Source organism: Bartonella sp. AP258QHHD, from assembly GCF_042196145.1.
In the GTDB taxonomy this organism is placed as follows: domain Bacteria; phylum Pseudomonadota; class Alphaproteobacteria; order Rhizobiales; family Rhizobiaceae; genus Bartonella.
The window spans coordinates 161265-187942 of sequence record NZ_JBHIPR010000014.1; the positions used below are offsets into that span (position 1 = coordinate 161265).

General features: G+C 37.3%; 15 protein-coding genes. 8 read left to right on the forward strand and 7 right to left on the reverse strand.

Features of this window, described 5'->3' with window-relative positions; translation table 11 throughout:
• The first annotated feature begins 70 nt into the window (after positions 1–70).
• Together rdgB and hemW are read left to right on the forward strand one after the other, a co-directional pair.
• Positions 71–718, forward strand: a complete 648-nt coding sequence (gene rdgB / locus ACFIMM_RS01680; protein ID WP_375606138.1) for an RdgB/HAM1 family non-canonical purine NTP pyrophosphatase — start codon at positions 71–73, stop codon at positions 716–718.
• On the forward strand, positions 715–1914 hold the full coding sequence (gene hemW / locus ACFIMM_RS01685) for a radical SAM family heme chaperone HemW (RefSeq protein WP_375638155.1): 1200 nt from the start codon (positions 715–717) through the stop codon (positions 1912–1914). The genes rdgB and hemW overlap by 4 nt, the downstream gene beginning before the upstream one ends.
• 1605 nt (positions 1915–3519) lie before the next feature.
• Here the strand turns inward: hemW and dapE are convergent.
• The 3 genes from dapE to ACFIMM_RS01700 form a co-directional block, all read right to left on the reverse strand.
• On the reverse strand, positions 3520–4692 hold the full coding sequence (gene dapE / locus ACFIMM_RS01690) for a succinyl-diaminopimelate desuccinylase (RefSeq protein ID WP_375611380.1): 1173 nt from the start codon (positions 4690–4692) through the stop codon (positions 3520–3522).
• Positions 4693–4913: 221 nt separating this feature from the next.
• Positions 4914–5660 (reverse strand): M48 family metallopeptidase, encoded by a 747-nt coding sequence (locus ACFIMM_RS01695; RefSeq protein WP_375611379.1) that lies wholly within the window; start codon positions 5658–5660, stop codon positions 4914–4916.
• Between the two features lie 31 nt (positions 5661–5691).
• On the reverse strand, positions 5692–6471 hold the full coding sequence (locus ACFIMM_RS01700; protein ID WP_375612802.1) for an alpha/beta hydrolase: 780 nt from the start codon (positions 6469–6471) through the stop codon (positions 5692–5694).
• Positions 6472–6667: 196 nt separating this feature from the next.
• Between ACFIMM_RS01700 and infC the strand changes: the two genes are divergently transcribed.
• Together infC and ACFIMM_RS01710 are read left to right on the forward strand one after the other, a co-directional pair.
• Entirely contained in the window at positions 6668–7186 is a 519-nt protein-coding gene (gene infC, locus ACFIMM_RS01705; protein ID WP_026500140.1) for a translation initiation factor IF-3, read from the forward strand.
• A 594-nt stretch (positions 7187–7780) separates the two neighbouring features.
• Positions 7781–9547 carry an ABC transporter ATP-binding protein gene (locus tag ACFIMM_RS01710; RefSeq protein WP_375682589.1) on the forward strand — a complete coding sequence of 589 codons (1767 nt, stop codon included), beginning with the start codon at positions 7781–7783 and terminating at the stop codon, positions 9545–9547.
• Between the two features lie 759 nt (positions 9548–10306).
• Here the strand turns inward: ACFIMM_RS01710 and ACFIMM_RS01715 are convergent.
• From ACFIMM_RS01715 to ACFIMM_RS01725, 3 genes are all read right to left on the reverse strand, one after another.
• Positions 10307–10429 (reverse strand): hypothetical protein, encoded by a 123-nt coding sequence (locus tag ACFIMM_RS01715; protein WP_375611376.1) that lies wholly within the window; start codon positions 10427–10429, stop codon positions 10307–10309.
• 554 nt (positions 10430–10983) lie between these two features.
• Positions 10984–15642 (reverse strand): translocation/assembly module TamB domain-containing protein, encoded by a 4659-nt coding sequence (locus ACFIMM_RS01720; protein ID WP_375682590.1) that lies wholly within the window; start codon positions 15640–15642, stop codon positions 10984–10986.
• Positions 15642–17606, reverse strand: coding sequence for an autotransporter assembly complex family protein (locus ACFIMM_RS01725; RefSeq protein WP_375628501.1), 1965 nt, complete (start codon positions 17604–17606; stop codon positions 15642–15644). The genes ACFIMM_RS01720 and ACFIMM_RS01725 overlap by 1 nt, the downstream gene beginning before the upstream one ends.
• A 408-nt stretch (positions 17607–18014) precedes the next feature.
• Between ACFIMM_RS01725 and ACFIMM_RS01730 the strand changes: the two genes are divergently transcribed.
• Positions 18015–19547, forward strand: a complete 1533-nt coding sequence (locus ACFIMM_RS01730) for a YifB family Mg chelatase-like AAA ATPase (RefSeq protein WP_375612798.1) — start codon at positions 18015–18017, stop codon at positions 19545–19547.
• An 11-nt stretch (positions 19548–19558) separates the two neighbouring features.
• On the opposite strand, the gene ACFIMM_RS01735 is transcribed toward ACFIMM_RS01730, so the two are convergent.
• Entirely contained in the window at positions 19559–20464 is a 906-nt protein-coding gene (locus ACFIMM_RS01735) for a transporter substrate-binding domain-containing protein (protein WP_375682591.1), read from the reverse strand.
• 1256 nt (positions 20465–21720) lie between these two features.
• Between ACFIMM_RS01735 and gyrB the strand changes: the two genes are divergently transcribed.
• The 3 genes from gyrB (at position 21721) to ubiB (ending at position 26643) form a co-directional block, all read left to right on the forward strand.
• Entirely contained in the window at positions 21721–24153 is a 2433-nt protein-coding gene (gene gyrB / locus ACFIMM_RS01740; RefSeq protein ID WP_375611371.1) for a DNA topoisomerase (ATP-hydrolyzing) subunit B, read from the forward strand.
• 118 nt (positions 24154–24271) lie between these two features.
• Positions 24272–25054: a bifunctional demethylmenaquinone methyltransferase/2-methoxy-6-polyprenyl-1,4-benzoquinol methylase UbiE gene (ubiE, locus tag ACFIMM_RS01745; RefSeq protein WP_375612796.1), complete on the forward strand. Its 783-nt coding sequence runs from the start codon at positions 24272–24274 to the stop codon at positions 25052–25054.
• A 2-nt stretch (positions 25055–25056) separates the two neighbouring features.
• Positions 25057–26643, forward strand: a complete 1587-nt coding sequence (ubiB, locus tag ACFIMM_RS01750; protein ID WP_375611369.1) for a 2-polyprenylphenol 6-hydroxylase — start codon at positions 25057–25059, stop codon at positions 26641–26643.
• The last annotated feature ends 35 nt before the right edge of the window (positions 26644–26678 follow it).

The following is a 26678-nucleotide window of genomic DNA, read 5'->3' on the forward strand; positions in this document are numbered from 1 at the left end:
TGTGTGTATGAGCATTTAAGCCGATTTTTAGCACAAAAATAATTCCCCTTTCATTTTTGGAGAAATCTATATGAGAAGCATAGCAGATAAAAAACTTGTCATTGCTACACATAACACCGGAAAATTGCATGAAATCACTACTTTAATTACGCCTTTCGGTTTAATAATACAATCGGCAAAAGAACTGGGCTTGCCAGAACCAAAAGAAACAGGAAAAACATTTGAAGAAAATGCTTATATTAAAGCTTTTTCAGCAGCAAAAAAGACAGGACTTCCTGCCCTCTCTGATGATTCAGGCTTAGAGGTAGATGCATTGGAGGGTGCGCCAGGCGTTTATACCGCTGATTGGGCAATTCAAGCCGATGGTACACGTAATTTTCCAAAAGCTATGAAAAAAATAGAAAATGAACTCCAAAAAGTCGGAGCACGAGAAAAAAACCAACGGAAATGCCGTTTTATATCCGTCATTTGCATTGCATGGCCTGATGCTCATGCAGATTACTTCCGCGGATGCGTTGAAGGAACGTTCATTTGGCCTCCACGGGGAGACAAAGGCTTTGGTTTTGATCCTATTTTTTTACCCGATGGATATGAAAATACCTTTGGAGAAATGTCAACAGAGCAAAAACACAACTGGAAATGTAATGATATTCCCCCTCTTTCACATCGCGCACGTGCTTTCAAACTTTTGGCAGAAAACCTTTTAGCATTCTCATGAATGAACCTTTTGGCATTTACATTCATTGGCCCTTTTGTGCAGCTAAATGTCCTTATTGTGACTTTAATTCGCATGTTCGCATCCATGGTGTTGATCAACCACGTTTTGTCACCGCCTTTAAGCGCGAAATAGAAACGCAATACCACAAAATAGGCCCACGCCATATTACAAGTATTTTTATTGGTGGAGGAACCCCTTCTCTTATGGAGCCGCAAACTGTCGATGCCCTATTGCAAGCACTTGCAAAAAAATGGGTAGTCGATGATAAAGTTGAAATTACATTAGAAGCTAATCCATCCAGTGTGGAAGCAGAGCGCTTTCGTGGATACCGTGCGGCAGGTGTTAATCGCTTATCTCTAGGGATACAAGCGCTCAATGATAAAGTATTGCGCAAACTTGGCCGACTCCATAATGTGGAACAAGCTCTTTGCGCTATTACTTTAGCACGGCAAATTTTTCCACGTTTATCTTTTGATCTCATTTATGCCCGCCCCGAACAAACCCTTGAACAATGGAAATCTGAACTTGTACAAGCAATTGATTTAGCAGCGGACCATCTTTCTCTTTATCAATTGACGATCGAAGAAGGAACCGCCTTTAAACGGCTTCATGATGCAGGAAGACTTATCCTTCCCCCATCAGAGCTAGCAGCAGATCTGTATCATCTTACTCAAGAAATAACGGCACTACATGGACTTCCTGCCTATGAAATCTCAAACCATGCAATGCCCGGTGCCGAATCAGCACACAATCTTCTTTATTGGCGTTATCACCAATATGCAGGCTTTGGTCCAGGAGCACATGGACGTTTCATTGAGCATACACCGAATCATTCCTCTTTCTGTTCAAAAACATTGTCATCACACCTTGAAAACCGCGAACGTTATGTCACAATAAATGAAAAGCATCCCGAACAGTGGCTTAATTTGGTAGAAACAACAGGACATGGCTGTATTGAAACGGAACATTTAACCACTGAACAACAGGCAAATGAAATGCTCCTTATGGGATTACGCCTTTGCGAAGGCTTAGAACTTATACGCTATGAAACCTTAAGCCCTAAACGCATTCCAATGGAAAAACTGATCGATTTACAACACCAAGAATTGATAGAAATGGTGGATAACCAACGCTTAAAAGCAACAACCAAAGGACGTATTGTTCTTGATCACATCATCAGCCAACTCGCAAACTAAAGTTTTTATAACAACATACTTATTTTAATCATAATTATCATTTTTCACAGCAAAGGTGAGATTAGAATATCGTGAGATTCTCTCATTTCAAAACTATTTATAGCAAGCTAGTTACCGCCATTTGCTTACACCTTAAAAAGGGAGAAGCATGTGGATAAAAACTATAAAAAAGGAGTAAAAAGGCCTCTTATGAACACTCTTAAGTGCTAAAAGCTATTGCAATATTTTGAGCTAGAAAGTGTATGGTGCTCTAACTTTATTTTTCATAAACATAAAGATGGGGAGGCATTATAGATTTTATATTACAACATTCATAAGCACCGTAGTAGCACAAATGTGACAAACATTGAGAAAATTTCTTTAAAACAAGTATGTGAATGCATAATACGATAATGTATTGTTCTTTATGAAATCGTGGCACCATTTAAAGAACCAGAGAAATAAGCATGAAGCCATGCATCAGTCTCTGATTATTTAAAAAGATATTACTCTAGTTACTTTTGAAAACCGTAAAGCCGAATAAAAAAGAAAGTAAAAAAAGCACGCTGATTTTCACCTTTATACCTTTTATATTTTCCCTCAATGAGGTTATGTTTGTATGTCTGTTTCAGAGATTATAAAAAATAGATATACACAATGCTTTTATCCTATTCTGGCATGTAAAAGCTGTTATCGCAAAAAATACTGAACCAATATTTATTTGAGATACGCGGCCGTATGATCGGTATTAATTTATAGGTAACAGCAACATCATGAGTTTTACTAAACAAATAATGCACTCAAATGACAAATATACTAAATATGAATCGGTATTGCTTTGTTAGCGAGTGAAACGATGTTAATCTCATATGATCTTACTTGTATGCGTATATGCTTATAAGTGTCTATACGCGTCCTTTAAAGTTATTTAATTAAAAAATTGAGAATAATACTAGGACAATCCTTGGCTAAAGAAGTCAACGTGATGCTACAAAAGAATTTCTGTGTACCTTTATCATAACCAATATTAAAGCTGATTAAATAACCTCACCTTCTATCTCGTAATGATATTGCAACGGAAGTTCTTGGGGACAAAAAAAGCAGAGCAAAATATATGAAATAAAATAAACTTAAAGCGCTTTTCCTATAGTCTTTATTCTAAGAGAGTCTAATTGGAACAAGAAGTGCCTTTTGTGAGAGCTCAGAAACCATATTAAAACATGAGCTGTGAATGAGCGCATTTATGTTGTACGAACTTTTTACAATAGCAGCATGTTTTTGTGTGTCTTCATGGCTTCAACCTGTCACTACACAATGATGATATAATATTCATTGTTTTCCATATATGATTGCACCGCCTTTCTACACCTTAAAGAACGAATATTTTCAATCCAATATGGTCTAAACAGTTCTGCTTCTTCAAGCAGGTCTCTTTTGGCTTTTCAATTATGTAATTCACTTAACTTAAAGACTCTACAGGCAAGAATCCCAACTTAAGAATATTCATTACTTACTCTAAGACTACTTAATATATTAAGTTTTACGAGTCTCGTATCACCACACCATAAATGGCAATATCTTATGGCACAACAAGATAAAGGTATTTTTGAACCAGCAACCTTTTCTTTATGCAAAAAATTCAATAATAAAACGCTCATAAATAGTAGTAAGTGTTTCCATTGCATCAAGGGCTACACACTCATCTACCATATGCATCGTTTGCCCTGGTAAGCCAAATTCAACCACTGGGCAATAATCCTTAATAAATCGCGCATCTGAAGTACCACCAGAAGTGGAACATTCTGGTATATTCCCTGTTACACTTTTAATAGCATTGGATAAAGTTTGAATGAGTTTATCATTTTTGGTCAAAAAAACATCTCCTAAACTTGGAATCCATTCAAGCTGATAAGAGGGATATTGATCACCATTGTTTTTTGATTGCACCAAAGCAAGACGCTTTTCAATTTCCTTCATCAGTGTTTCTTTTGTCCAAAGATCATTGTAGCGTATATTAAAATGAACTGTTGTCTGCGCTGGGATAACATTGACCGCTAAATTACCGGTATCGATGCTTGTTAGCTCTAAATTACTGGGTTGAAAATTTTCTGTCCCTTTATCTAAGACGATTTGTGTCAATGCTTGAATAAGCTTACTTGCCAAAGGCAAGGGATTGGCAGCCCTCTCTGGAAAAGCAACATGACCTTGACGACCCTTCACGGTAATGACACCAGAAATCGATCCGCGGCGACCAATTTTGATAATATCACCAACAGTCTTTACGCTTGTTGGTTCTCCCACAAGAGCCGCAGTCCATTTTTCGCCTTTTTTTTCTGCCCATTTGAGAAGTTTTACCGTACCATTAACAGCAGGCCCCTCTTCGTCACCAGTAATTAAAAGGCTTACCCTTCCTTTAATGGGTCGTTTCTCAAGAACTCGCGCTAGAGCCGCAATAAAACAAGCGATACCACCCTTCATATCAACAGCACCCCGCCCATATAATTTCCCCTGATCTATAACAGCTTCAAAAGGTGGGTAAGTCCAATCTTCCAATGCACCTGGCGGTACGACATCCGTATGACCCGCAAACATAAGATGGGGTCCTTCACTCCCCATTTTTGCATAAAGATTTTCAACATTATCTGTATTTTTATCCGTAAAAACAGGGCGATCGACGTGAAATCCCATTTTTTTCAAAAATTGTTCCAAAGTTGATAAAGCCCCTGCTTCATGAGGTGTAACAGAAGGACAACGAATAAGTGCCTGTAATAGCTGAAGTGGATCTGTAAGAACAGACATAAAAAACCTTCCCATTTTTTATAAGTCATCGGAACTTAGGGTTATTACGCTGAATTACAAAAAAGATAAAGCAAAACATTGAAGACACTCAGCAAACCAAGCAGGGGAGAACAATCGTGCTGAGAGCTTCAATGGCTTCCTCATTATACATGAGCAAGCACACACTCAACAAAACACTCAACAAAAAGTTCCGTTAAATATTGCCTTCATTTGAAAGTTTTTTACGCCTCTAAATTATATGAATCAAAATTAATTGCATGCAGTCTAGGAGCATTTTCTTTCAACCAAGCACGATATGTTTTACTATCAGGACATAGCTCTTCACAAAGAGCCCAAAATCTTGGCCCATGATTCATTTCAACAAGATGAGCAACTTCATGGGCAACAACATACTCAACAACTTCTTTTGGTGCCATAATAAGGCGCCAAGAAAAAGAAAGACGCTTATCGATTGAACAAGAGCCCCAACGACTTCTCGTATCTTTATAACAAATGGATTTGACTTTACGCTCTACCTGATGAGCATAATGTGCCACCAAAGGCGTTATAATAAGCGCCGCTTGTTTTTTCAAAACGTCAGCAATGCGTCTTGGGAGATATTCTAATTGACCATAAACAATAATTTCAGGCCCTTGCTCCGCATCTGCTGTAATGATTTCTGTTACCCCACGTCCCTCTCTATGCTTTATGGTATGAGAAACACCCAATAAGGGAATTGTCGCCCCCTCTTTGAGATAAGCATTTTTATGAGAGATTTGTACATGAGCAAGACGTGCCTCAATCCAAGATCGATGCTTTTCAATAAAATTTTCAACCGCATAGAGATTTATTGCTGGTGGTGTTGTTACACAAATCTCCTGACTTCTGGCATCAATACGTAAGGTAAGACGGCGCGCATACTTATTTTCCCGCACCCGTACAGGTACAGAGCGCTCAGAAAAAATAAAATGCTGTTTAGAAATGCTCATATATTTTTATCTTCATCAATAAATGTACCCCTTACTTTGCATTAATCTGATTAATAAAAGATCTCAATACTGTTTCAAGGCAATCTAAATCTTGTGGACGAGAAAAGCGATGATCCGCATCACGAACAAGTGTCAATGTTACATCATGGAGAGGTAAATGATCAAGTAAAGTCAATGTATGCTGATAGGGGATATCTTCATCTTCCATCCCTTGTAGAATATGGACTGGACATCCAACATCAATGCATCCTTTCATAACACAATTTTCGCGCCCATCTTCAATCAATGTTTTTGTAAAGGGCATTGGCTCTGTATCATCAACTGCAGGTCGTTCAATATAGCCTTTCTCCTCCAAAATCTTCCATTCTTCTGGGCCTAATTTTGGTTCCACCAATGTTTGTGTAAAATCAGGTGCTGGAGCAATCAATATCATGCCAGCAAGCTTCTTATTTTTCTGTGCTAGCATCATTGCAAGCCTTAGCGCAATCCACCCCCCCATAGAGGAACCAATCAAAATTTGTGGACCCTCACAATAGGTTTCAAAAGTCGCTAAACTTTCCTTAACCCAACGCGAAATTGTTCCTTGAAAAAAATCACCTTCAGATTCTCCATGTCCAGAATAATCAAAACGTAAACAAGACAAATCATTCTTCTGAGCAAACTGATCAACTAACGTTGCCTTACTTCCTAACATATCGGATTGATAGCCAGGAAGCCAAACCAAACCTGGAGATTGGCGCCCCTTGCGATAGCGTACTGCAAGTGCGGTGTTCTCAAATGAAAAAAACTGACAAGGAATATTTTGATCCATGATTTTTTATCCTCTATAAAACAATTTCTTTAAATTAAGAGAAAAACTTTTATAATCTAAATCATTCCAAAAAGTAATAAATCAAATAATGAAAATAACACGAATTATAGTTGTTTTTAGGTACATAATTGTATATTAAATTAACTGTAGTTGAATCAAAATTTAAGGAGCATAAACCATTCGTAAACCGTTTAAAATGACACCTACCCAAAAAGACGGACCACGTTCAAATCAGGATATTCGGGTACCTCATGTTCAGCTTATCAATGATGAGGGACAACATCAGGGAGTTGTTGCGATACAAGAAGCTCTTGCTATGGCTGCAGATGCGGGACTTGATTTGGTTGAAATTGTACCAAATGCGGAGCCACCTGTATGTAAAATCATCGATTTGGGAAAATTAAAATATCAAACCCAAAAAAAAGCTGCTGAAACACGTAAGAAGCAAAAAGTCATCGAAATCAAAGAGATTAAGATGCGCCCAAATGTTGATGTCCATGATTATGGAGTTAAACTCAAGGCTGTTCATCGCTTTATTGATCATGGTGATAAAGTAAAGATTACTTTGCGTTTTCGTGGTCGTGAGATGGCTCACCAAGATCTTGGATTAAAGCTTCTTCAGCGTGTAAAAGAAGATACAAGTGAAATTGCCAAAATCGAATTGGAGCCAAAGCTTGAAGGCCGGCAAATGATGATGGTGATAGCACCTAAATAGTTTTGCATTGGAATAATATTCGCATGCAACGCATCAAAATGATGTGTATAGTATTATTTAGAAGCACCACATAGAATTTTTGTGGTGCTTTTAAGGTTTTATAAATGTGTATAAATCCTTTTAAGAGTTTAATAATGCTTTATCAATTTATAAGAAGAATTCGTTATTTTGCATATTAATGAGAAAGCTCAAACATTGTAAGGTCTTCTTATTTCAATCTCTCTTATCATGCAATGCGGCAAAATTGTTTGCTTACACATCACAAATGGAGATGATACATAAAATTATTAAAAAAGCAGAAATGTTTTTTGTGAACCATTTCAAGTGCCAAAGACTATCACAATATGGAAATTGGTAAATACAATAGAGAAACTCGCCGGTACCTTTTATTGAAAACTAAAAATAATGATGAACAACGAATTTTCGTTATACCTTTCACAGAAACTTTGCACTACATTCTTCACTCTCACCGTCGTGAAATTGATGTGATGAACCTTGAAAGAAAAAGCTATTTTTGTAAAAAAGATTAAGGGGCTTTTTAATTAAGAGTGTTTCAATCTTGCATAAAATAATGAGAGAATATAGAAGCTCTTCATGGCTAAAAAACAAATTTCCTCTTTTGACAAACATCTTATTATCCGCCTTTTGCGAGAAAATTTTCGTAAACATATGCGTTGGTACAGTGCGGCTATCTTCTCAATGATCATCATTTCTTGTACCACAGCAACCAGTGCATGGATTATGCGGGATGTTGTTAATCAGATTATTGATGCACAAAATTTTCCTATGATTGTTTTGATTTCTAGCTTCATTGCTTTTATCTTTATTCTCAAAGGAGTTGCAACTTTTTTCCAAACTTACTTTCTAAACAAAGCAGGCAATAGTATCATTGCTGAACAACAGCGTAAAATTTTTGCACGACTTATGGAACAAGGAGTCTCTTTTTATCATAATAACACTTCATCTGATCTTCTTGTTCGTGTAACTCATAACGCGACAGCCGTACGTAATATAATTGATACTATTATCACAACTTTTGTACGTGATTTGCTTTCCGTTAGTGGTCTGTTGCTTGTCATGTTCATTCAAAACTTTGTGTTAATCTCCATTACTTTAATCGTAGGACCACTAGCTTTTTTAGGCGTTCGAATGGCTTTAAAACGCGTTCGCAGCTTGATGGAAAAAGAGCTCCTTTCACTTGGTGAAATTATCAAAATCGTACAGGAAACGGCTGTTGGCATTCGAATCATCAAGGCCTTTTCACTAGAAGAAGTCATGAAAAAACGGATGGACAAAGCCATTTGTGATGTTGAAAAACAAACAAACAGTATTGCAACACTCGAAGCTATTACCAATCCAATTATGGAAACACTCACGGGTGTTGCCATTGCAGGTATTATTTGTTTTTCCGGTTATCTTGCAACCCAACGCGCAGGTGTTCAAGGTGAATTTATGTCCTTTATTGTTGCTTTACTTTTAGCTTATGAACCCGCAAAAAGACTAGCAAATGTACGTGTTAAAATTGAATCTGGCTTGGTCAATATCCGTACGATGTTTGAAATACTCGATTGTCCCCTTACAGTTGTAGAACATAAAGAAGCTAAAGATCTGAATAAAACGCAAGGAACTATTCGTTTCGAACATGTTTCTTTTGCATACACTAATAACAAAATGATATTGAAAGACATCAACCTAGAAATAGAAGCCGGAAAAATGACAGCATTGGTGGGACCATCCGGTTCGGGAAAATCAACCCTTATCAACCTTATTATGCGCCTCTATGACCCCACAAAAGGACGCATATTGATTAATGATCAAGACATTCGCTACACAACATTTCGCTCTCTGAGAAACCTGATGGCCTATGTAGGACAAGATACTTTTCTCTTTCAAGGAACTGTTAAATATAATATCGGGCTTGGAAAAGAAGGGGCTAGTGATGACGAAATTATCGAAGCAGCAAAAGCAGCAAATGCTCATAACTTTATTATGAGTTTGCCAAATGGTTATGATACACAGATAGGTGATAATGGCTGTAATCTTTCAGGGGGGCAAAAACAACGACTCGCTATCGCTAGAGCAATGATTCACGATAGTGAAATTCTGATTCTTGATGAAGCAACAAGTGCGCTCGATTCACACACCGAAGCACAAATTAATGAAGCCATTCACCACCTTACTAAAGGACGCACAACGATCATTATTGCTCATCGCCTTTCAACGATTGCTCGTGCTCATAAAATTGTGGTCATACAAAATGGACAACTGATTGAACAAGGTACTCAAAAAGAATTGCTAGCAAAAGAACATGGGTTTTATAAAAAACTTCATAATATCCAGTTCAAAAAACATACCCCCTAATTTCTAGATCCTTAAATAAGATTTGAAATAAAAAATGGATAGAAGGTAATGCTCCATTTATAAAAAAAGACTTGTTATCAAGAAAAAGCATTACTTCAATCAAGAATTGGTAAAGAATTTATGGTTTATTGAAAATAAAATTCTTGGATTTAGATGAAAACTTTACTCGTTGTTTTGTTGAATGCAAAAGATAAGATGTAATTTGCTTATTGCAAATTTTCTTTATATTTATGATGAATCAATCAAAAGCGCTTGTTGTACGTCATAAGAGATATTGGTATATGCATAAAAACTCTTAAGATAAGCAATAAAAATACCTCTACACTTTCAAGTGAAAAGATTGTCAGCAACATGAGAAGCTGGAAAATAGAATGATAATGCCGGCTTATAGCTTTAGTAAATACTTATACCTTTATTAATAACGGTAGTGTAGATTTTATACCATTCATAAGAGATACTTTATACCATTTCACAAGCAATCTTATGAAATAGACTCAAGCGCACACTGAGAAATGTTCCTTTAAAACAAGTACATAAACTTGCAACACAATAATGTTATATTTTGGAGTATTCTGTTTGGGGAGCTATTCGTTATAAGAAAAGTGATCTTATTCCAGACACAATAAACAAAATCTAAAATAATAGGTAATTTTTATTATTAAAAAATATTGCTTTAAATGCGTTTGACAATAAAATCGATATCTTATGAATTCTCTGCTTGCCTCACGTTTTTGACGGTCTTTAATGGAATCATGTCCTTCACGTAAAAACAGAATGCCATTGTGTTGCAAATTCACGTACTTGTTTTAAAGAGACCTCTCTCAAAGTCTTCCCTAAGCCCATTCGCAATAACATTCGTGAATTGTATAACGATAAATCCATTAACCCCCTCTATCTTTACGCTTATGGAGTAACAAGCCGGCACCACTCACACTATTCTGCCAGTCCCTAATGTTGCGACAGCTCTTAGCTCTCGAGATGATTCATAAGAGGCATTTTTAGTTATTTCTTAATAGTTTTATCCACACAGGATTCTCCGCTTGTAGCATACAAGCCGAATGATTTTTATTGATTCAATACGAAAGAGATTCGTACGATATTCAAAGTTCTAATTCACGTTGAATAACAATAAATTATCTTTATAAATCAATATATTGCACACACTCCATTCTTTAGGCAACAGCACGATATGGGCTTGAAAACAAGGTAAGGTATTTCTCTAAAATAAATATATAGCAGCAAAATAACATACTATCTTTCGTGAAGATTTTGTCCCTTTAGAGAATAGCATAACAAAAATCAAATATTTCAGATATATCTCTTCACGCCTCAACAAAAAGCTTCTTCTTTTATAGGATTTCTAGTCTATGCCTCCTTCCTCAGATTTAGAAATGAGAGACAAAAAACGAAGAAATTGTTTTTTTTAAATTCAATCTTTAATAATCTCTTTCATAAAAGAGACCTATACTAGAATTTTGTTCATTTCCTATGGCACCTTTAGCTTTGAGATGACGCGAAATATCTAAATTAATTGTCCCTTTCGTCGTTCCATCAGACCCTGCTTCAAAACCCAAATAAATATTATTGTGTATGTAGCGTCCAATACGTAAGCCTGTATTCCCCTTCTCATTAACGATAACATCAAGATCATCAAGTCCAATTTTAGTTCGTAAAGTATTCAACAAAGATGTATTAGAACTACCTGCAAGATCAGCCGCTGCTGCTGCAAGTTGAGCAATCTGAAATGGTGATAATTCATTAAGAGAGCGTTTAAAAATCAAACGCGCCAAAATCTCATCCTGAGGCAAATTTGGTTGTGATGAAAAATTAATATCAAGATTATCAACCGTCCCACTTACAGTTACAGTGACGCGAATATCACCACTGTTATTGTTGGTTACAAAATAAACCGTAGGATTAAGATTACCACTAAAACTCGCTTGTCCTTGATCAAAATTAAGACGTTGCGACAAGATATCAAAACGTCCACGAATCATTCTAAATTCACCAACTGGATGCACATCATTCAATGGACCTGCTAGATTAATGCGTCCTCCCAGTTCAGCATCTAAGCCTTTTCCGCGTACAAAAAATTGATTGCGTGCTGTAATACGCATATTTGATAGCACGACAGATGAAGATTCTTGTGTAACTATACGGCTTTTGCTTTTGTTCGTGTTCTTAACATCAGCACGTTCAAGTGTTGTTTGAATCGATTTAGTTAAATTCTTATTTCTAACATCAAGAAACTTGGCATTTTTAAAATGATCAGGAACAAAAACTTCAGCTTTTTCAACGATGATATCACCACCAAGAACAAGACTATTTAAAAAATGACCTGTCATTGTCATCTCACCTGATAATGTTGCCAGAATCATAGAACCATCATTATAATTGGCATTATCAAGATGAAATATCAAATCTGTCTCTAGACCATTAGAGATACGACCTGAAGCAGAAATTCCTCCCCCCTCAAACGAAGAAGCTGAAGCTTTTTCTATAAGGATATGATCACCTTTCAATTTGCCTTCAATCGTTATATTATTTAATCCTACATTTGTTTGTGAATCAAAAAAGCTACCGTCGCCTATAGAAATATTTCCTATTAATTGTGGCTTTGATAATGACCCATTAAGAGCTGTATCAATTCTTGCTGTACCCGTTATATGTGCACCACGCTTAGCTAATAAGAGATTAACAAAATCAAGAGGCATTATCCCTTTAACGTTTAATTTTGCCTCTGAACCATTAAGAGATACAGGCCCATGGATGGAAAGATCTAATCCTTTATCTCCAGTAGCTATCATATTTTCAATATGAAATGTCGATTTTTTATAAGAACCACGAGCATTTATATTGATTGACATCGGTCCTTTATGCGTCATAGCGGTTAAATTTTGACTAGAAAGCTCAAAATGAGCAGATGGATCCTTCATTGTTCCACCAATATCAACTTTACCTATCACTGTCCCATCAAGCGCTTGTCCTGCAATAAAACCATTCGCCAAACGTGCAGATAAATTTTGCAAATTAATATGAAGATCAAGCGCATTTTTCTCTAGAGATACACGCCCCTGAGCTTGTGCTTGTACTCCTTCTCCTGTTAAATTTGCATTCAAAGTAAGATTTTGATCTACAGTGTTTCCCGTAGCAGAAAGAGAAAAAGGCATAATTTTTTTATCTTGAAAAGCAACGGTTGTCAGTCCCTCACCTTTTATATCGTAAGTTATATCAGGTTTTTTTAAATGACCACGAATCATAACCTGCCCTGTTACACTCCCTGCTGCACCAAGATCGGATTTCCACAAATTGACTAAAGTAGCAGGAAGGGCATTCATTGTAAGTTGTAAATTCAGGGTATCTTGAATATTTCCTGCTAAGATGATGTTGCCCCCATTTATTGCAATTCCTAATTCATTGATTGTCATTCCATCTTTATCAAAAGAAATTATAGATGGCTTCGGCAATGTTGCATGAAAAGTATGTTGTTTTAAGTCCACAGCTTCAATTTGCACTTCTCGTTTTATACTTTCTGGAAGTTCCTCAACCATTAAACGACCAGAAAGCCTTGTATTGAGAGTATCATGCAACATCGCCTGGACAGTAAAAACCGTTTGTCCATTATTCCTATCAGCGTGAGCATTTAAACGATTGACCATTACCAAAGGTGTTTGAATATGTTCTGCATTGATAACTCCTTCAAACTGAGTCATGCCAAAAGGATCGAATATGTCAGCATCTATTGCCAATTTTTTTATTTTATTCTTGGAAAAATTCAAATGGTTAACATGCGCCTTCACATTGGTTTTTTGTCTGCCATTTTGTTCATCAAAAATAAAATCTCCTTTTACTTTTCCACTACCATCCTGCAAAAATAACGCTGAAAGTACGGAAATATCATCGGCATCAATATGCAGCGCTCCTTTCAAAAAACCGCCAAGTTGTTGAGAAAGATCACCCGTTATTTTTGCACTTCCCCCTCTAATATCGATATTTTCAAGTTTTCGAATTTTATGAGAATCTTCAAAAGAGGCCGATAAATGCAAAGGTTTCTTAGCAAAAATTCCTTCACCCTTTACCACCCCTGTTAAAGAAGTAACTGGTGCTGTATTATCTACAAATGCATCTATGTTAAATGTTGTGTTTTGAAGTTTCTTCCCTACAATTAATGCTTCAGAAATATGGGCACGCGTATTTAGTTTTATATGGCTATTGCGCCCTCTCGCCGTACTTTGAATTGTAAGTGCACCGCTTATCTTTGAGTCTAATTTGGACAAATCAGATATTTGAGCAGATAGATCCATTTTAGCGCTTTCATCTGAAAAATAACCATTAGCCTCTATATTTGTATATTGATTTTTCAAATTAAAATGACGTAAAGTGAAGCCCTTTGTATTTCGAGCAGTGCCACCTGAAAGAGTAGTATTTCCTTTGAATAAACGATCAAAAGACTGCACGCCTATTTTCATATCGTCAGCCATTCCTGATAATTGGAGATCAAAAATGCCACTCAATAAACTGATCGTTCCTTTGGCTTTAATATCTGCATTACCAGAAAGTGATTGTTTACTGAACACTTCCAAAGGAGTTAATGTTTGAGCTTTTAAACCGAGATCGCCTTTAAAAACAAAATTCTCCATTGTCCCTTTTAACCAAGAAGAAAAACCCTGAGCCGTAACACTCAGATCATGAATCAAAATTGGTTTGTTCGAAACAATATCCGTATCTAAATGCACATGAACCGCTTGGCTTAAATTTTCTACTAACGCTCCCTTAATCTTTTTAACCCCTTGAAGCGTCCCTTTAACCTGAACTCCAACATGACGAGAAGCTGCATTATCAAGATTTTCGCTTACTCCTCCCATATCAAAAATTGCATCGCGAATATAAATATTTTTATTGCTTAAATGATTTACAACCAACCGCCCATTCCAAGATTGTTGACCTTCGCGACCATAGTCAATGTTCAAAGCAAGAGTATTCGCAGGTTTTGGCACTTCTGATATAGGTAAATGAATAGACTCCTTTTCGTTATCAAGAGCCATTTTGCCATCAACAAAAAGCCGTCGCAAGAATCCATCAGCGGTTATTTCAGCATTGGCTATAACATTCATTGCTTTGTTCTGAATAACCATCTGATCAAGGTGTGTCACACCTTCTTTTGTTCTTCTTGCCTTTGCTTTTAATGTTATATCAGATTCGAAGAGACTACGATATTGAACAGGTATTAAAGGGCTCAGTGTTCCCTCTAATTTCGTAGAAAAACTCTGTCCTTCTGGAACACTTGCAAGAATAACATTACCATCTAAAATAGAATGATGATCGGACTCTAAAGAAAGTTTGATAACCAAATCATCAAAAGTACCATCACCTTTCACGACGAGACTTAATGCTGGACGTTGTTCAATGTTAAAAATATTCGCCAAAATACCATTTTGTGGTTCGTTAGCAGAAATATCAATTTGAGCTGTACGATTACTATCAGATATCTTGGTGAGAACAGAAAAAGAACCCGGTGCATCTAAACGATGCGCCGCTATATCGACATCAAAATTACCACCAGCCAAGGTGAAATTGCCTTTTAAGGACATATCAGCAGAAAAACCAAAAAGATTCTGTTCAAATGTCACATGTTGAGCTGTAAGCGTATTGATAGAAAGAGCAAGCGGTAATTTTGGTAAAGAGAATTTACCAGTCTCAAGGGAAGAAACAAAAGAAGAATTGCCTTGCGGTTTGCGTAAAAATGTAACCTGTTCTGCCGAAAGCTGGTTAATATCCATCCGCCCTCTCAGCAACGCTAGACGATTCCAATCCATTTTAGCATTGGTAATTTTAAGCCAAACCCCTTTTTTATCACTGACAGTAATAGTATCAATTGATGTTTGAGAAGACAGTGTCCCTTGCATATTGTGTAAACGAACTTGACGATTAGGCGCTGAAAGCTTTCGTTCAATTAAAGAAACAAACCATGAGCGATCATCTGTTTTCATTTCGCTAGAGGGAAGAATGTCTCCTCTTTGCGCAAAAACAAAACTACCCACCCCAAAAAACAAAAATACAAAGAAGAAAGCTGATAAACGTACACCTTTTTTCATTAAAATGCTTGCCCTATACCCACATAAAAACCAATGCGAGGGTCACCCTTCTCTCTCTTTAAAGGAAAGGCTAAATCAACGCGTAAAGGACCAAGACCCGTCATATAACGACCTCCTATACCGGCTCCCCATTTAATTTTTTGAGAAAAATCAAAATTCGCCTTTTTCCCTACTAAACCTCCATCAAGAAAACTGACAAACCCTATTTTATCATTTAAAGAAACACGCAATTCTGCTGACCCCTCAATAAGCGCCCGTCCACCAACAACCCCATCATTTTCTGTTTTGATACCAATATTACGGTAAGCATAACCACGAACAGAGCCCCCACCACCAGCAAAAAAAAGCGTATTTGCGGGTACTTGTGCTGTATCATTCCCAAGAATTGTACCAAGCTTTGCCCGCGCAGCAACAACAAAACGATCCCCTTCATCCAACGCCCAATAAGAACGACCTTCTGCTGTTACTTTTGCAACAAAGTTGCTAAAACGCATCTCATAAAAAGGCTCAATGAAAACTTCACCATATAAACCTTTTGTTGCATTAAACTTATTATTACGACTATCGTAAATCAAGCCGCTAGGGAAACCGATTGTTGTAAAATTACGGCTCCCAAAATAGATATCACGTGAATAACCATTTGAAACTTCTACAGCAGCCTGTCCCGATAGATTACCATTAAAAATATGCGTAATACCTAATTTTCCTTTGATGGCTTTTGTCGTATAATTTTCTAAAACATCTTGTTGTATTTTTAATTCTGATCTGAAATCTGTATCTGGCGTGAGTACACCGGGCTTTACAAATGTACCACCGAAAAGATAATCAAAATTTTTAAAATTATATGATTGCTTTTTATTGCTACCAACACCACTTATTTTTGTTTCAATTTTAAGAGTCTCTGCATGACCCAAAAGATTATTATGCATCCAATAAGTCTCAAAACCAGCACCGTCTAAAGTTGAATAGCTACCGCCTACACCAAAACGACGCGGTTTACGTTCTTGTACAACAAGTGCAAGCGGTAAACTACCATCTAGATTAATAGTATCAGCCTCACGTATATTGATAGCACGAAAAACACCAAGGCGCGCAAGACGTTCATTTGCCTTAGCTAACGCATCAGAATCGTATATCTGCCCTGGTTTCAATCCGGTCATCCACGCGATATAAGCTGAATCTACACGTGGTTTCTTACTTATATTACGCACACTTAAAGGACCATAATAAGCCTTTTGTCCAGGACCAACAACAATCCGTCCTTCAACACGCAATGTAGCATGATCAGCCACGACTTCACTCTTCATAATTTTAGCTTTAGCATAACCTTGTTGCCGCCATCCTTCTATCGCCCATTTTTCTGCTTTCAAAATGGTTTCAGATTTAGCAATAGCCCCAAATTTATAGCCCAATTCTTCAATTGTGGGCATTTTATGCGCTTTACGTTTTTCAAACGGAGCTACTTTATCAATATTGGCAATACTAAAAACATATTGTGGACCAGCATTAATTGTAATAACGATATTCGATTGTGCTGGAAGTTGAGTTACCGGACTTAAATCAGCGACTTCTAAGCCATTAATTTTAATACTAATAACACCACCATAGCGTCCATCAGCATAAAGAGCAGAAAGAATTGCTCGATAATCTGAACGCGCCTTGGCGAGCAAACCAGAAGAACTGGCGGATGCTTTCTCTTTATCAGCAACAAGAGAAGAAACAGATTTAACTATTTTTATACCTTCTAATGGTGCACCTGGCGGTGCAACAACATCAACTTTATAAAATTTCTCTGTACTTTTGGTATAATGTGAAGAAGAATTTGTTTTCTTTTGACCAAAAAAAGGGATGCCGAAAAAATCAAATGCAGCAAGTGGCTGTGGAAAAGAAAAAGTAAAACACAAGCCTATAAATACACAGCGCACAGTCCCTGATTTTAACAAAATTCTTGTCTGGTATACCATAAAATCAGATACCTTATAATACACTTTGCATCTACTACGCTTTAAATAATATAAAAATAAGAAAGGTAAATATAATTACTTTGCACATTTTACACGTTTTATCACATCAAATAACACTCTGCGATACATAACGTTATCCTCCCCTTATATTTTCATAAAATTTTGCACTGTTGTATAACACGAACAGCCTCATTCTTTTTTTCTTAACATATTTATTTAGCTTATTATAAATGTTTTATTGCGTCCCATATCATCATGGTTAAATTTGTACAAATGACTTTCCATGGGAATGCTAAAAAACTGCCCACGTATATAGTTCTCTCTATAAAAAAAGCTATAGAGATGCTTCTTGATTTTTATAAATAGATATGATTGTCTCTACCAAGTCTAAAGGGGGAAAATAAATAAATGATCGCACGTATTACAACTGTTGCTTTTCGCGGTCTAGAAGCAGTCCCTGTCGATGTACAGGTTATGATTTCGTCTGGTAAAATAGGAATGGCTATTGTTGGATTAGCTGATAAAGCAGTTGCAGAAAGCCGTGAACGTGTACAAGCAGCCCTCCACGCTTGTGGACTTTCTATGCCTACTAAACGAATTACGATTAATCTTGCACCAGCTGATTTGCCTAAAGAGGGATCGCATTATGATTTGCCAATCGCCGTAGGCTTAATGCTTGCTATGGGAATCCTCCCTCCCGAAGTAGCTCAAGACTATGTCATTTTAGGAGAATTATCACTGGATGGTTCACTTACCGCCGTTAATGGTGTTTTACCAGCTGCCATGACAGCTTTATCACTCGATAAAGGACTGATTTGTCCCTTCCAATGTGGACCTGAAGCAGCATGGGCAAATGCAGAAATAAATATTCTTGCCCCAGAGACTCTGCTCACTATAGTCAACCATTTCAAAGGAACCCAAATTCAAAAACGTCCACAACCGCGCCAATATACTATCGAAACTGAACTTCCAGATCTTTGCGAAATCAAAGGACAAAAAACAGCCAAACGTGCCTTAGAAGTTTGTGCTGCTGGACGCCATAACCTTTTGTTTGTAGGTCCCCCTGGTGCTGGAAAATCTATGCTAGCGCAACGCTTACCTTCCATTTTGCCACCTCTTGATAGCCGTGAGCTTTTAGATGTCTCTCTGATTGCTTCTATTACAGGAGAAACGGTTCATAATACCATTTCACTTCATTGCCCCTTTCGTTCCCCACATCATTCTGCTTCCATGGCCGCAATGATTGGTGGAGGGCTTAAAGGACGACCGGGAGAGGTCTCCCTTGCTCATAATGGTGTGTTATTCCTTGATGAATTGCCTGAATTTTCTCCACGGGTTCTTGATTCTCTTCGTCAACCTTTAGAAAGTGGGGAGTCAGTTATCGCCCGTGCTAATCACCATATTAGCTATCCTGCTCGCTTCCAACTTATTGCCGCAATGAATCCTTGCCGTTGTGGTATGGCAGGCGAAAAAGACCATGTTTGCCCTAAAGGGATACGCTGTCAAATCGATTATCAGTCCCGTATTTCTGGTCCTCTGCTTGACCGAATTGATTTACGGATTGATGTCCCTGCTTTGACGGCTATGGACCTTATGCAACCAGAACAATCAGAAAAAAGCTGCGACGTTGCCAAACGCGTCGCACGGTGCCGTACCATTCAAGCTAAACGTTTTTCAACAATGGGGTTTGATCATATTCGTACCAATGGCGATTGCCCTGCCAAAATTATAGAACAGATTGCCATTCCTGATAAAAGTGCGACCATACTCTTACGAGATGTGAGTGAAAAAATGCACCTCTCCGCACGCGCTTATCATCGCATTCTCAAAGTTGCACGCACAATTGCTGATCTTGACGGATCAGATACTCTTTCACGCTATCATCTCGCAGAAGCTATTTCCTATCGACTAGGCGCAGAAAGATTAACAGCCCTTAATTAAAAAACTACTCATCAAAAAAAACTTATTGGAAAATAACGCAAATAAAGTTCTGTAAGTTTACCATCCTCTTCTAGAGATTTCAGCGCATAATTGAGTATATCAACCAATTTTTCATTCTTTTTTGCAACAGCAAGCTGCATTCCTTGCCCCAATAACTGTGGCGCCATATATGCCCCCCCAACAAAATGGCAGCAATCAACAGATTTTTGTTTTTTGAACCATAATGATAAAGCAAATCCATCATCAAAAATAAGGTCAATTTTACGCTCTTGTAATGCTTTATAGAGCTCTTCTCTCTTTTTAAACCCTTGCCATTTGGCTTTAGGAAAATAATATTGAAAGAGTTTTTCGTGAACACTTTTAGACAAAACACCACTGGTTAAATGTATCAATTGATCGCTTATTGGCTCATCGAGATTTAAACGTCGAGAAGCAACAAATCGCGCTGGAAAGCGCAAATATGACTTTGTAAAAACAAGATCTTGCTGGGTTTTACTTGTTTCTTTTAAACCCGCAATAATGACTTCTGCACCACCATTTTTAACATGTTCTACAAGCTCTTTCCAAGGAATCACTTCTATTTCACAAAGCTTCTCTAATTTTAATTTTGAGCAAATAGCACGCAATAAATCGATATTATAACCTGCAAGATACCCCGATTGATCAATAAAATTAAAAGGAGGAAAATCAAAAGTTGTTACAAAACGCAAATGAAAGATATCCGTTGTATCAGGTTGTACCAAATGTTCATGCGAATCAAAAAAAGAAGGCAACCTTTCAGCTTCTGCGTAAGAGGAAAATAGAACCCCCCCCGCTACAAATAAAATACGAATAAAAATATTGTATGGATTATTGAATAAAAAGTACTGTAAACGCAATTGAAGATGTTTCACATATATAGATTTTTTTATTTTCAAAATCTCTCCCCCATTTTTCAAAACTAAGATGCAACACTTCTAAACTATTATCTAACGCACTTCACCAAAATATCTGGCGTTTAATAAATAAAATTCTTGCTATTTTTGAAACCATTGAAAATGCTTAGATTTCTGATGTTAATTTTCCAAAATGAATATATAAAAAGTAATTTTAGAGAAAAGCGATTTAATTTTTTAATATAAGAAATAAGCTGTATATACTTTAGTGGTACACTTTATTTTATCAAAATATCCCGCGTACCTTAAAATATTAAGACCATTTCCTTGCGTATCACAACCTGGGAAGTATATAGATATATTGAAGAAAAGAGTAAAAATACCCCTCAAATGCCGAGGGTTTTCTCAACATTAAGGTTGCATCAACATTTAAGAGCTGAAAAATAAAATGATGATTCTGATTTGCACTTTATTGTCACGATGGGAAAGATGGGGGACATAAATCTTGTAGTATTCACAGGGTATTTTGCGTTATACTATTCAAACATCGTTGTAAAATGAGTTTGGGAACATTGAGAGATGCTCCTTAAAAAAGCGCGTGAATAAACAGTACAATGGCGTTTTGTTTTGAATGAGCGATGCAACCTCACGAGAATGCAAGAAACAAAAGCGTAAGATAATTCGTCATTACCCTCATTATTCAAAAACATCACCGTAGACGTTTTTTTAAATTGTAAAGTTGAATATAAAAGATGATCGTGGAAACGTGTTTTTACATTTACGCATTTATATTTTCCTCAAATGAAGCTTTTTTCACATTTTAAAGATGACACAAACCAATATACACAATATTTTCGCCTCAATCTAACATACAAAAGTTTGAACTGCTTAGAGAGCTCGCAACCTTTGTTTTAAATATATGGTAGAATTAGGATTGAAAAATTGATTTATGGATAAAACAAGTGAGACCTTTATTAGTGTAACACAAAAATGCATAACTAATTCTGAAACATTACGCATATGCAAAAATAAACAAAGTAAATAGCATCGTTTATGAAACAGCTTTTTGTATAAGTCATAAGTGTTTATTCGCCTTATATCACCGCCCTAGTGTTTTACAGCATAGCAGTACACTATCATTTTATCATTCTCTCCATTATATATCGACAGATATTGAATCTAGATCTGATATACGGTAAATATTTAATGTGGTTATTCCATAAATAACTGATCAGAACATTGAGCTTTAAAAAAAGCGGATAAAATATTGTAAATTGAACACAGGAATGGACTAACTTATGAGTGATGAAATAACCTCACCAGCACAAAGCAATAACTATGATGCCGCTTCTATCAAAGTTCTCAAAGGTCTTGATGCTGTACGCAAACGTCCTGGTATGTATATCGGTGACACTGATGATGGATCGGGGTTACACCATATGGTCTATGAAGTTGTAGACAATGCTATCGATGAAGCTTTAGCCGGTCATGCAACTCTTGTAAACGTCACACTCCATGCTGATGGTTCTTGTTCTGTTCGTGATAATGGACGTGGAATTCCGACAGATATCCATCCAACAGAAGGTATTTCTGCCGCTGAAGTTATTATGACACAGCTTCATGCCGGTGGAAAGTTTGATCAAAACTCTTATAAAGTTTCAGGCGGATTACACGGTGTTGGCGTCTCTGTTGTGAATGCATTATCCGTTTGGCTTAAATTGCAAATCAAACGCAATGGTAAAATTCATGAAATATCATTTACCCACGGGGTAGCTGATGCTCCATTAAAAGTTGTTGGCGATTGCGATCAAGAAAGTGGAACAGAAATTAGATTTTTACCAAGCTCTGAAACCTTTACTATGGTTGAGTTTGATTTTGAAACTTTAGAGCGTCGTTTACGGGAATTAGCTTTTCTAAATTCTGGGGTTTATATTCTTCTTGTTGACGAGCGTCATGCTGATATTAAATCCGTTGAATTGCATTATGAAGGTGGATTAATAGAGTTTGTGAAATATATTGATCAATCAAAAAAAGCTCTGCTTGATACTCCTATTTATATTGCAAGTGAAAAGGATGGTATGAGCGTTGATGTTGCCCTGTGGTGGAATGATTCCTATCATGAGAAGGTCTTGTGTTTTACCAATAATATCCCTCAGCGTGACGGTGGAACGCATTTGATAGGTTTCAGAAGTGCCCTTACACGCCAAATTAATGGCTATGCTGAATCTTCAGGTATTGCTAAAAAAGAAAAAGTGAACTTAACCGGTGATGACTGCCGTGAAGGATTAACAGCTATTCTTTCTGTCAAAGTTCCTGATCCAAAATTTTCTTCACAAACAAAGGATAAGTTAGTCTCTTCTGAAGTGCGCCCTATTGTTGAAAGTTTGGTCAATGAAGGTCTTTCAATATGGCTGGAAGAACATCCTCATGAAGCAAAACTTCTCATTAGTAAAGTGGTAGAAGCTGCAACAGCACGTGAAGCAGCACGCAAAGCACGTGAACTCACAAGACGAAAAGGGGCGCTTGATATCACTTCTCTACCAGGAAAGCTTGCCGATTGCCAAGAACGAGATCCCGCAAAATCAGAAATCTTTATTGTCGAGGGGGATTCGGCTGGCGGTTCAGCAAAAAGTGGGCGCTCACGTCAAAATCAAGCAATTTTACCCCTTCGTGGTAAAATCCTCAATGTTGAACGAGCACGTTTCGACCGCATGCTCTCATCTGATATGATTGGAACACTTATTACAGCTCTTGGAACGTCTATCGGTAAGGATGAATTTTCGCCGGATAAATTACGTTATCATAAGATTATTATCATGACGGATGCGGACGTTGATGGAGCCCATATTCGTACTCTGCTGCTCACTTTCTTTTTTAGACAAATGCCCGAGTTGATTGAACGTGGACATCTTTATATTGCTCAGCCTCCTCTTTATAAAGTATCGCGTGGAAAATCTTCCCAATATATTAAAAATGAAGCAGCGTTTGAAGAATTCTTGATCGATACTGGATTAGAAGAAACAACGCTTGAGCTTTCAACGGGAGAAGTTCGTGCAGGGGCTGATTTGTATCAACTCGCTAAAGATGCTCGTATATTACGTCAACTTTTAAATGGTCTTCATACCCGTTATGACCGTAATATTGTTGAACAAGCAGCAATTGCTGGCGCTTTTAATCTTGAAGTCTTTGCAACACAAGAAAAAGCGCAAAAAATAGCAGATACTACAGCACACCGCCTTAATCTGATTGCTGATGATATGGAACAAGGTTGGAGTGGACAATATACAGCAGATGGAAGTTTATGTTTTGAGCGTATTTTGCGTGGTGTTAAAGATGTTGTTACGCTTGATGTGGGACTTATAAATTCAACTGACGCACGCCAAATTGATCGCATTTCCCAAAATTTTATCGACATATATCATCCTCCTGTTCTTTTACGTCGCAAAGATAAAACAGAGCGTATTTTTGGTCCTATGAGCCTTTTAGAGAGCATTTTTACAAACGGTAAAAAAGGTGTTACTCTTCAACGTTATAAAGGTCTTGGGGAAATGAATGCTGAACAACTTTGGGAAACAACGCTTGATCCCAATGCACGTTCTCTTTTACAAGTAAAGATTAATGATGCAACCGATGCAGATTCACTCTTTTCTCGTCTCATGGGTGATGAAGTTGAACCTAGACGTATTTTTATTCAAGACAATGCCTTAAGCGTTGCCAATCTTGATATCTAAAGGTACTCTTCTGTTTTTGGCTGTGTAAACGTCGTAGTTTTATACGTTGTTTTTTCGTAGTTGAACATTCCCTCTCTATTTCATTTACGATAAAAGAAAAATAAGGAAGATCATATACATGGCAATTGAAACAGAACGTGTAGGAACCAAGGGTGGCATGGAGCACTCTTTTGGTTTTACAATAGTAGATGAAACACAAAAACAATCCATGGTGGATGGTGTGTTTCATTCTGTTGCTGAAAATTATGACAAGATGAATGATATCTTATCCTTAGGGCTACACCGTGTGTGGAAAAATTCCATGATTGCTTGGCTTTCCCCACCAGCACTTTCTCATTGGAAAGTTCTTGATGTCGCTGGCGGTACAGGTGATATTGCTTTTCGTATTCTTAATGCTTCACGCCAAAAAGCCCATGCTACAGTGCTTGATATTAATGGCTCAATGCTCAGCGTTGGCAAAAAACGCGCACAAAAAAATGGTCTTGCCCCTCTGATTGATTTTGTTGAAGCCAATGCAGAAAATCTACCTTTTGAAGATCAAAGCTTTGACGCTTACACGATTGCTTTTGGAATTCGCAATGTTCCTCATATTGATCAAGCTCTTAGAGAAGCTTTTCGTGTTTTAAAGCTCGGTGGACGTTTCTTATGTTTAGAATTTTCAAATGTCGAGATGCCTTGGCTCGATAAAATTTATGATCTTTGGTCTTTCCATGCTATCCCTAAGCTAGGTCAATTTATCGCAAATGATGGCGATGCTTATCGTTATTTGGTTGAATCTATCCGCAAATTTCCTAAGCAAGATGATTTTTCCCATATGATCAAGCATGCGGGGTTTTCGCGGGTATCGTACCGCAATCTCACCGGTGCGATTGCAGCGCTGCATTCAGGTTGGAAAATTTAAAAATGGTGCAAATTTCCCCTTACTTTCAATTGATGCGTGCAGGATGGGTTTTAACACGTGAAGGTGTTTTAAGTGCTCTTCCTCATGATGATCTTCAAGGATTTCCAGCGCTATGTCATCGTATAGCGAGTGCATTAGCACGACGCAAAACAAAAAAGAAACAGCGATCTGAAAATATTTCATATGCCATTAATAAGCTTGGACCCTCTTACATAAAACTTGGTCAATTTCTTGCCACAAGACCTGATATTGTTGGGCGTGATATTGCGGAAGATTTGTCACAGCTACAAGATCGTGTCCAAACATTTTCTTGCACTGCCGCTATTGCTCAAATTGAAAGTTCTCTTGGTCGCTCTATTGATGATTTATTCGTAAATTTTTATCCCCCCATTGCCGCCGCTTCTATTGCTCAAGTTCATCCAGCTGAATACAGTGATGAAACTGGCCATAAGAAAAAATGTGCTGTAAAAGTTATTCGTCCCAATATCAGAGCACGTTTTTCTAAAGATCTTAGAGGATTCTATCTCATTGCTCATTTACAAGAGCGCTATATCCCTGCCTCTCGAAGGCTTCGTCCTGTTTGTGTGGTGGATACTTTAGCACAAACAACACGACTTGAAATGGATTTACGCTTAGAAGCAGCAGCTATATCTGAAATGGCTGAAAATATTCAACATGATACAGGCTTTCGGGTTCCACGTATTGACTGGGAACGGACAGGACGTAATGTTCTTACAATGGAATGGATTGATGGTATAAGAATATCCGAAACTTCCAAACTCAAAGAAGCAGGATTTGATTTGAAGGCGCTTGCTATTACGCTTATTCAATCTTTTCTTCGTCATACACTGCGTGATGGTTTTTTTCACGCCGATATGCATCCTGGTAATTTATTTGTAGATGAAAAAGGATGTATTGTTGCTGTTGATCTAGGCATTACAGGAAGGCTTGGCAAAAAAGAAAAGCATTTCCTTGCTGAAATTCTTTACGGCTTTATTACCCGCGATTACCATCGAGTTGCACGTGCCCATTTTGAGGCCGGCTATGTTCCTTCACACCATAATATCGAAAGCTTTGCGCAAGCCAACCGCGCTATTGGCGAACCAATTCACGGACAATCAGCACAAAGCATTTCCATGGCTAAATTGCTCACTTTATTGTTTGAAGTCACTGAATTATTTGACATGCAAACGCGACCTGAACTTTTATTGCTGCAAAAAACGATGGTTGTCGTGGAAGGTGTTGCCCGCACATTAGACCCCACTTTTAATATGTGGAAAGCTTCTGAACCCATTGTCAAAGAATGGATTAGTAAAAATTTAGGACCCGTAGGCGTTGTAAAAGACTTTAGTGAAGGAGCACAAGCTCTCCTTTCGCTGGCACGCAAAACACCACAATTGGTTCAAAATTTCCAACAAATAGAAGAAGATTTCAATCAAATGAGAAAAACAGGTTTTAATCTTTCTCCTGCTACCCTCAAACAACTTGCTGTAGAACAAAGTCACAGAAACCGTTATGGTCGTTATAGTCTTTTCATCATTGCACTTTGTTGCGCTTGTCTTACTTTTTACTTTTTTCACCTTTTCTAATCTCCTTAATATGCTAAAAATATCAACAATGAAAT

What these genes read in the sequence shown, in the direction of transcription:
- gyrB (WP_375611371.1), top strand. Translation starts at nt 21,721, where the DNA reads ATGAGTGATGAAATAACCTCACCAGCACAAAGCAATAACTATGATGCC.
- ACFIMM_RS01700 (WP_375612802.1), bottom strand. Translation starts at nt 6,471, where the DNA reads ATGGATCAAAATATTCCTTGTCAGTTTTTTTCATTTGAGAACACCGCA.
- ubiB (WP_375611369.1), top strand. Translation starts at nt 25,057, where the DNA reads ATGGTGCAAATTTCCCCTTACTTTCAATTGATGCGTGCAGGATGGGTT.
- ACFIMM_RS01715 (WP_375611376.1), bottom strand. Translation starts at nt 10,429, where the DNA reads ATGGATTTATCGTTATACAATTCACGAATGTTATTGCGAATGGGCTTA.
- dapE (WP_375611380.1), bottom strand. Translation starts at nt 4,692, where the DNA reads ATGTCTGTTCTTACAGATCCACTTCAGCTATTACAGGCACTTATTCGT.
- ubiE (WP_375612796.1), top strand. Translation starts at nt 24,272, where the DNA reads ATGGCAATTGAAACAGAACGTGTAGGAACCAAGGGTGGCATGGAGCAC.
- hemW (WP_375638155.1), top strand. Translation starts at nt 715, where the DNA reads ATGAATGAACCTTTTGGCATTTACATTCATTGGCCCTTTTGTGCAGCT.
- rdgB (WP_375606138.1), top strand. Translation starts at nt 71, where the DNA reads ATGAGAAGCATAGCAGATAAAAAACTTGTCATTGCTACACATAACACC.
- ACFIMM_RS01730 (WP_375612798.1), top strand. Translation starts at nt 18,015, where the DNA reads ATGATCGCACGTATTACAACTGTTGCTTTTCGCGGTCTAGAAGCAGTC.
- ACFIMM_RS01725 (WP_375628501.1), bottom strand. Translation starts at nt 17,606, where the DNA reads ATGGTATACCAGACAAGAATTTTGTTAAAATCAGGGACTGTGCGCTGT.
- infC (WP_026500140.1), top strand. Translation starts at nt 6,668, where the DNA reads ATGACACCTACCCAAAAAGACGGACCACGTTCAAATCAGGATATTCGG.
- ACFIMM_RS01695 (WP_375611379.1), bottom strand. Translation starts at nt 5,660, where the DNA reads ATGAGCATTTCTAAACAGCATTTTATTTTTTCTGAGCGCTCTGTACCT.
- ACFIMM_RS01720 (WP_375682590.1), bottom strand. Translation starts at nt 15,642, where the DNA reads ATGAAAAAAGGTGTACGTTTATCAGCTTTCTTCTTTGTATTTTTGTTT.
- ACFIMM_RS01710 (WP_375682589.1), top strand. Translation starts at nt 7,781, where the DNA reads ATGGCTAAAAAACAAATTTCCTCTTTTGACAAACATCTTATTATCCGC.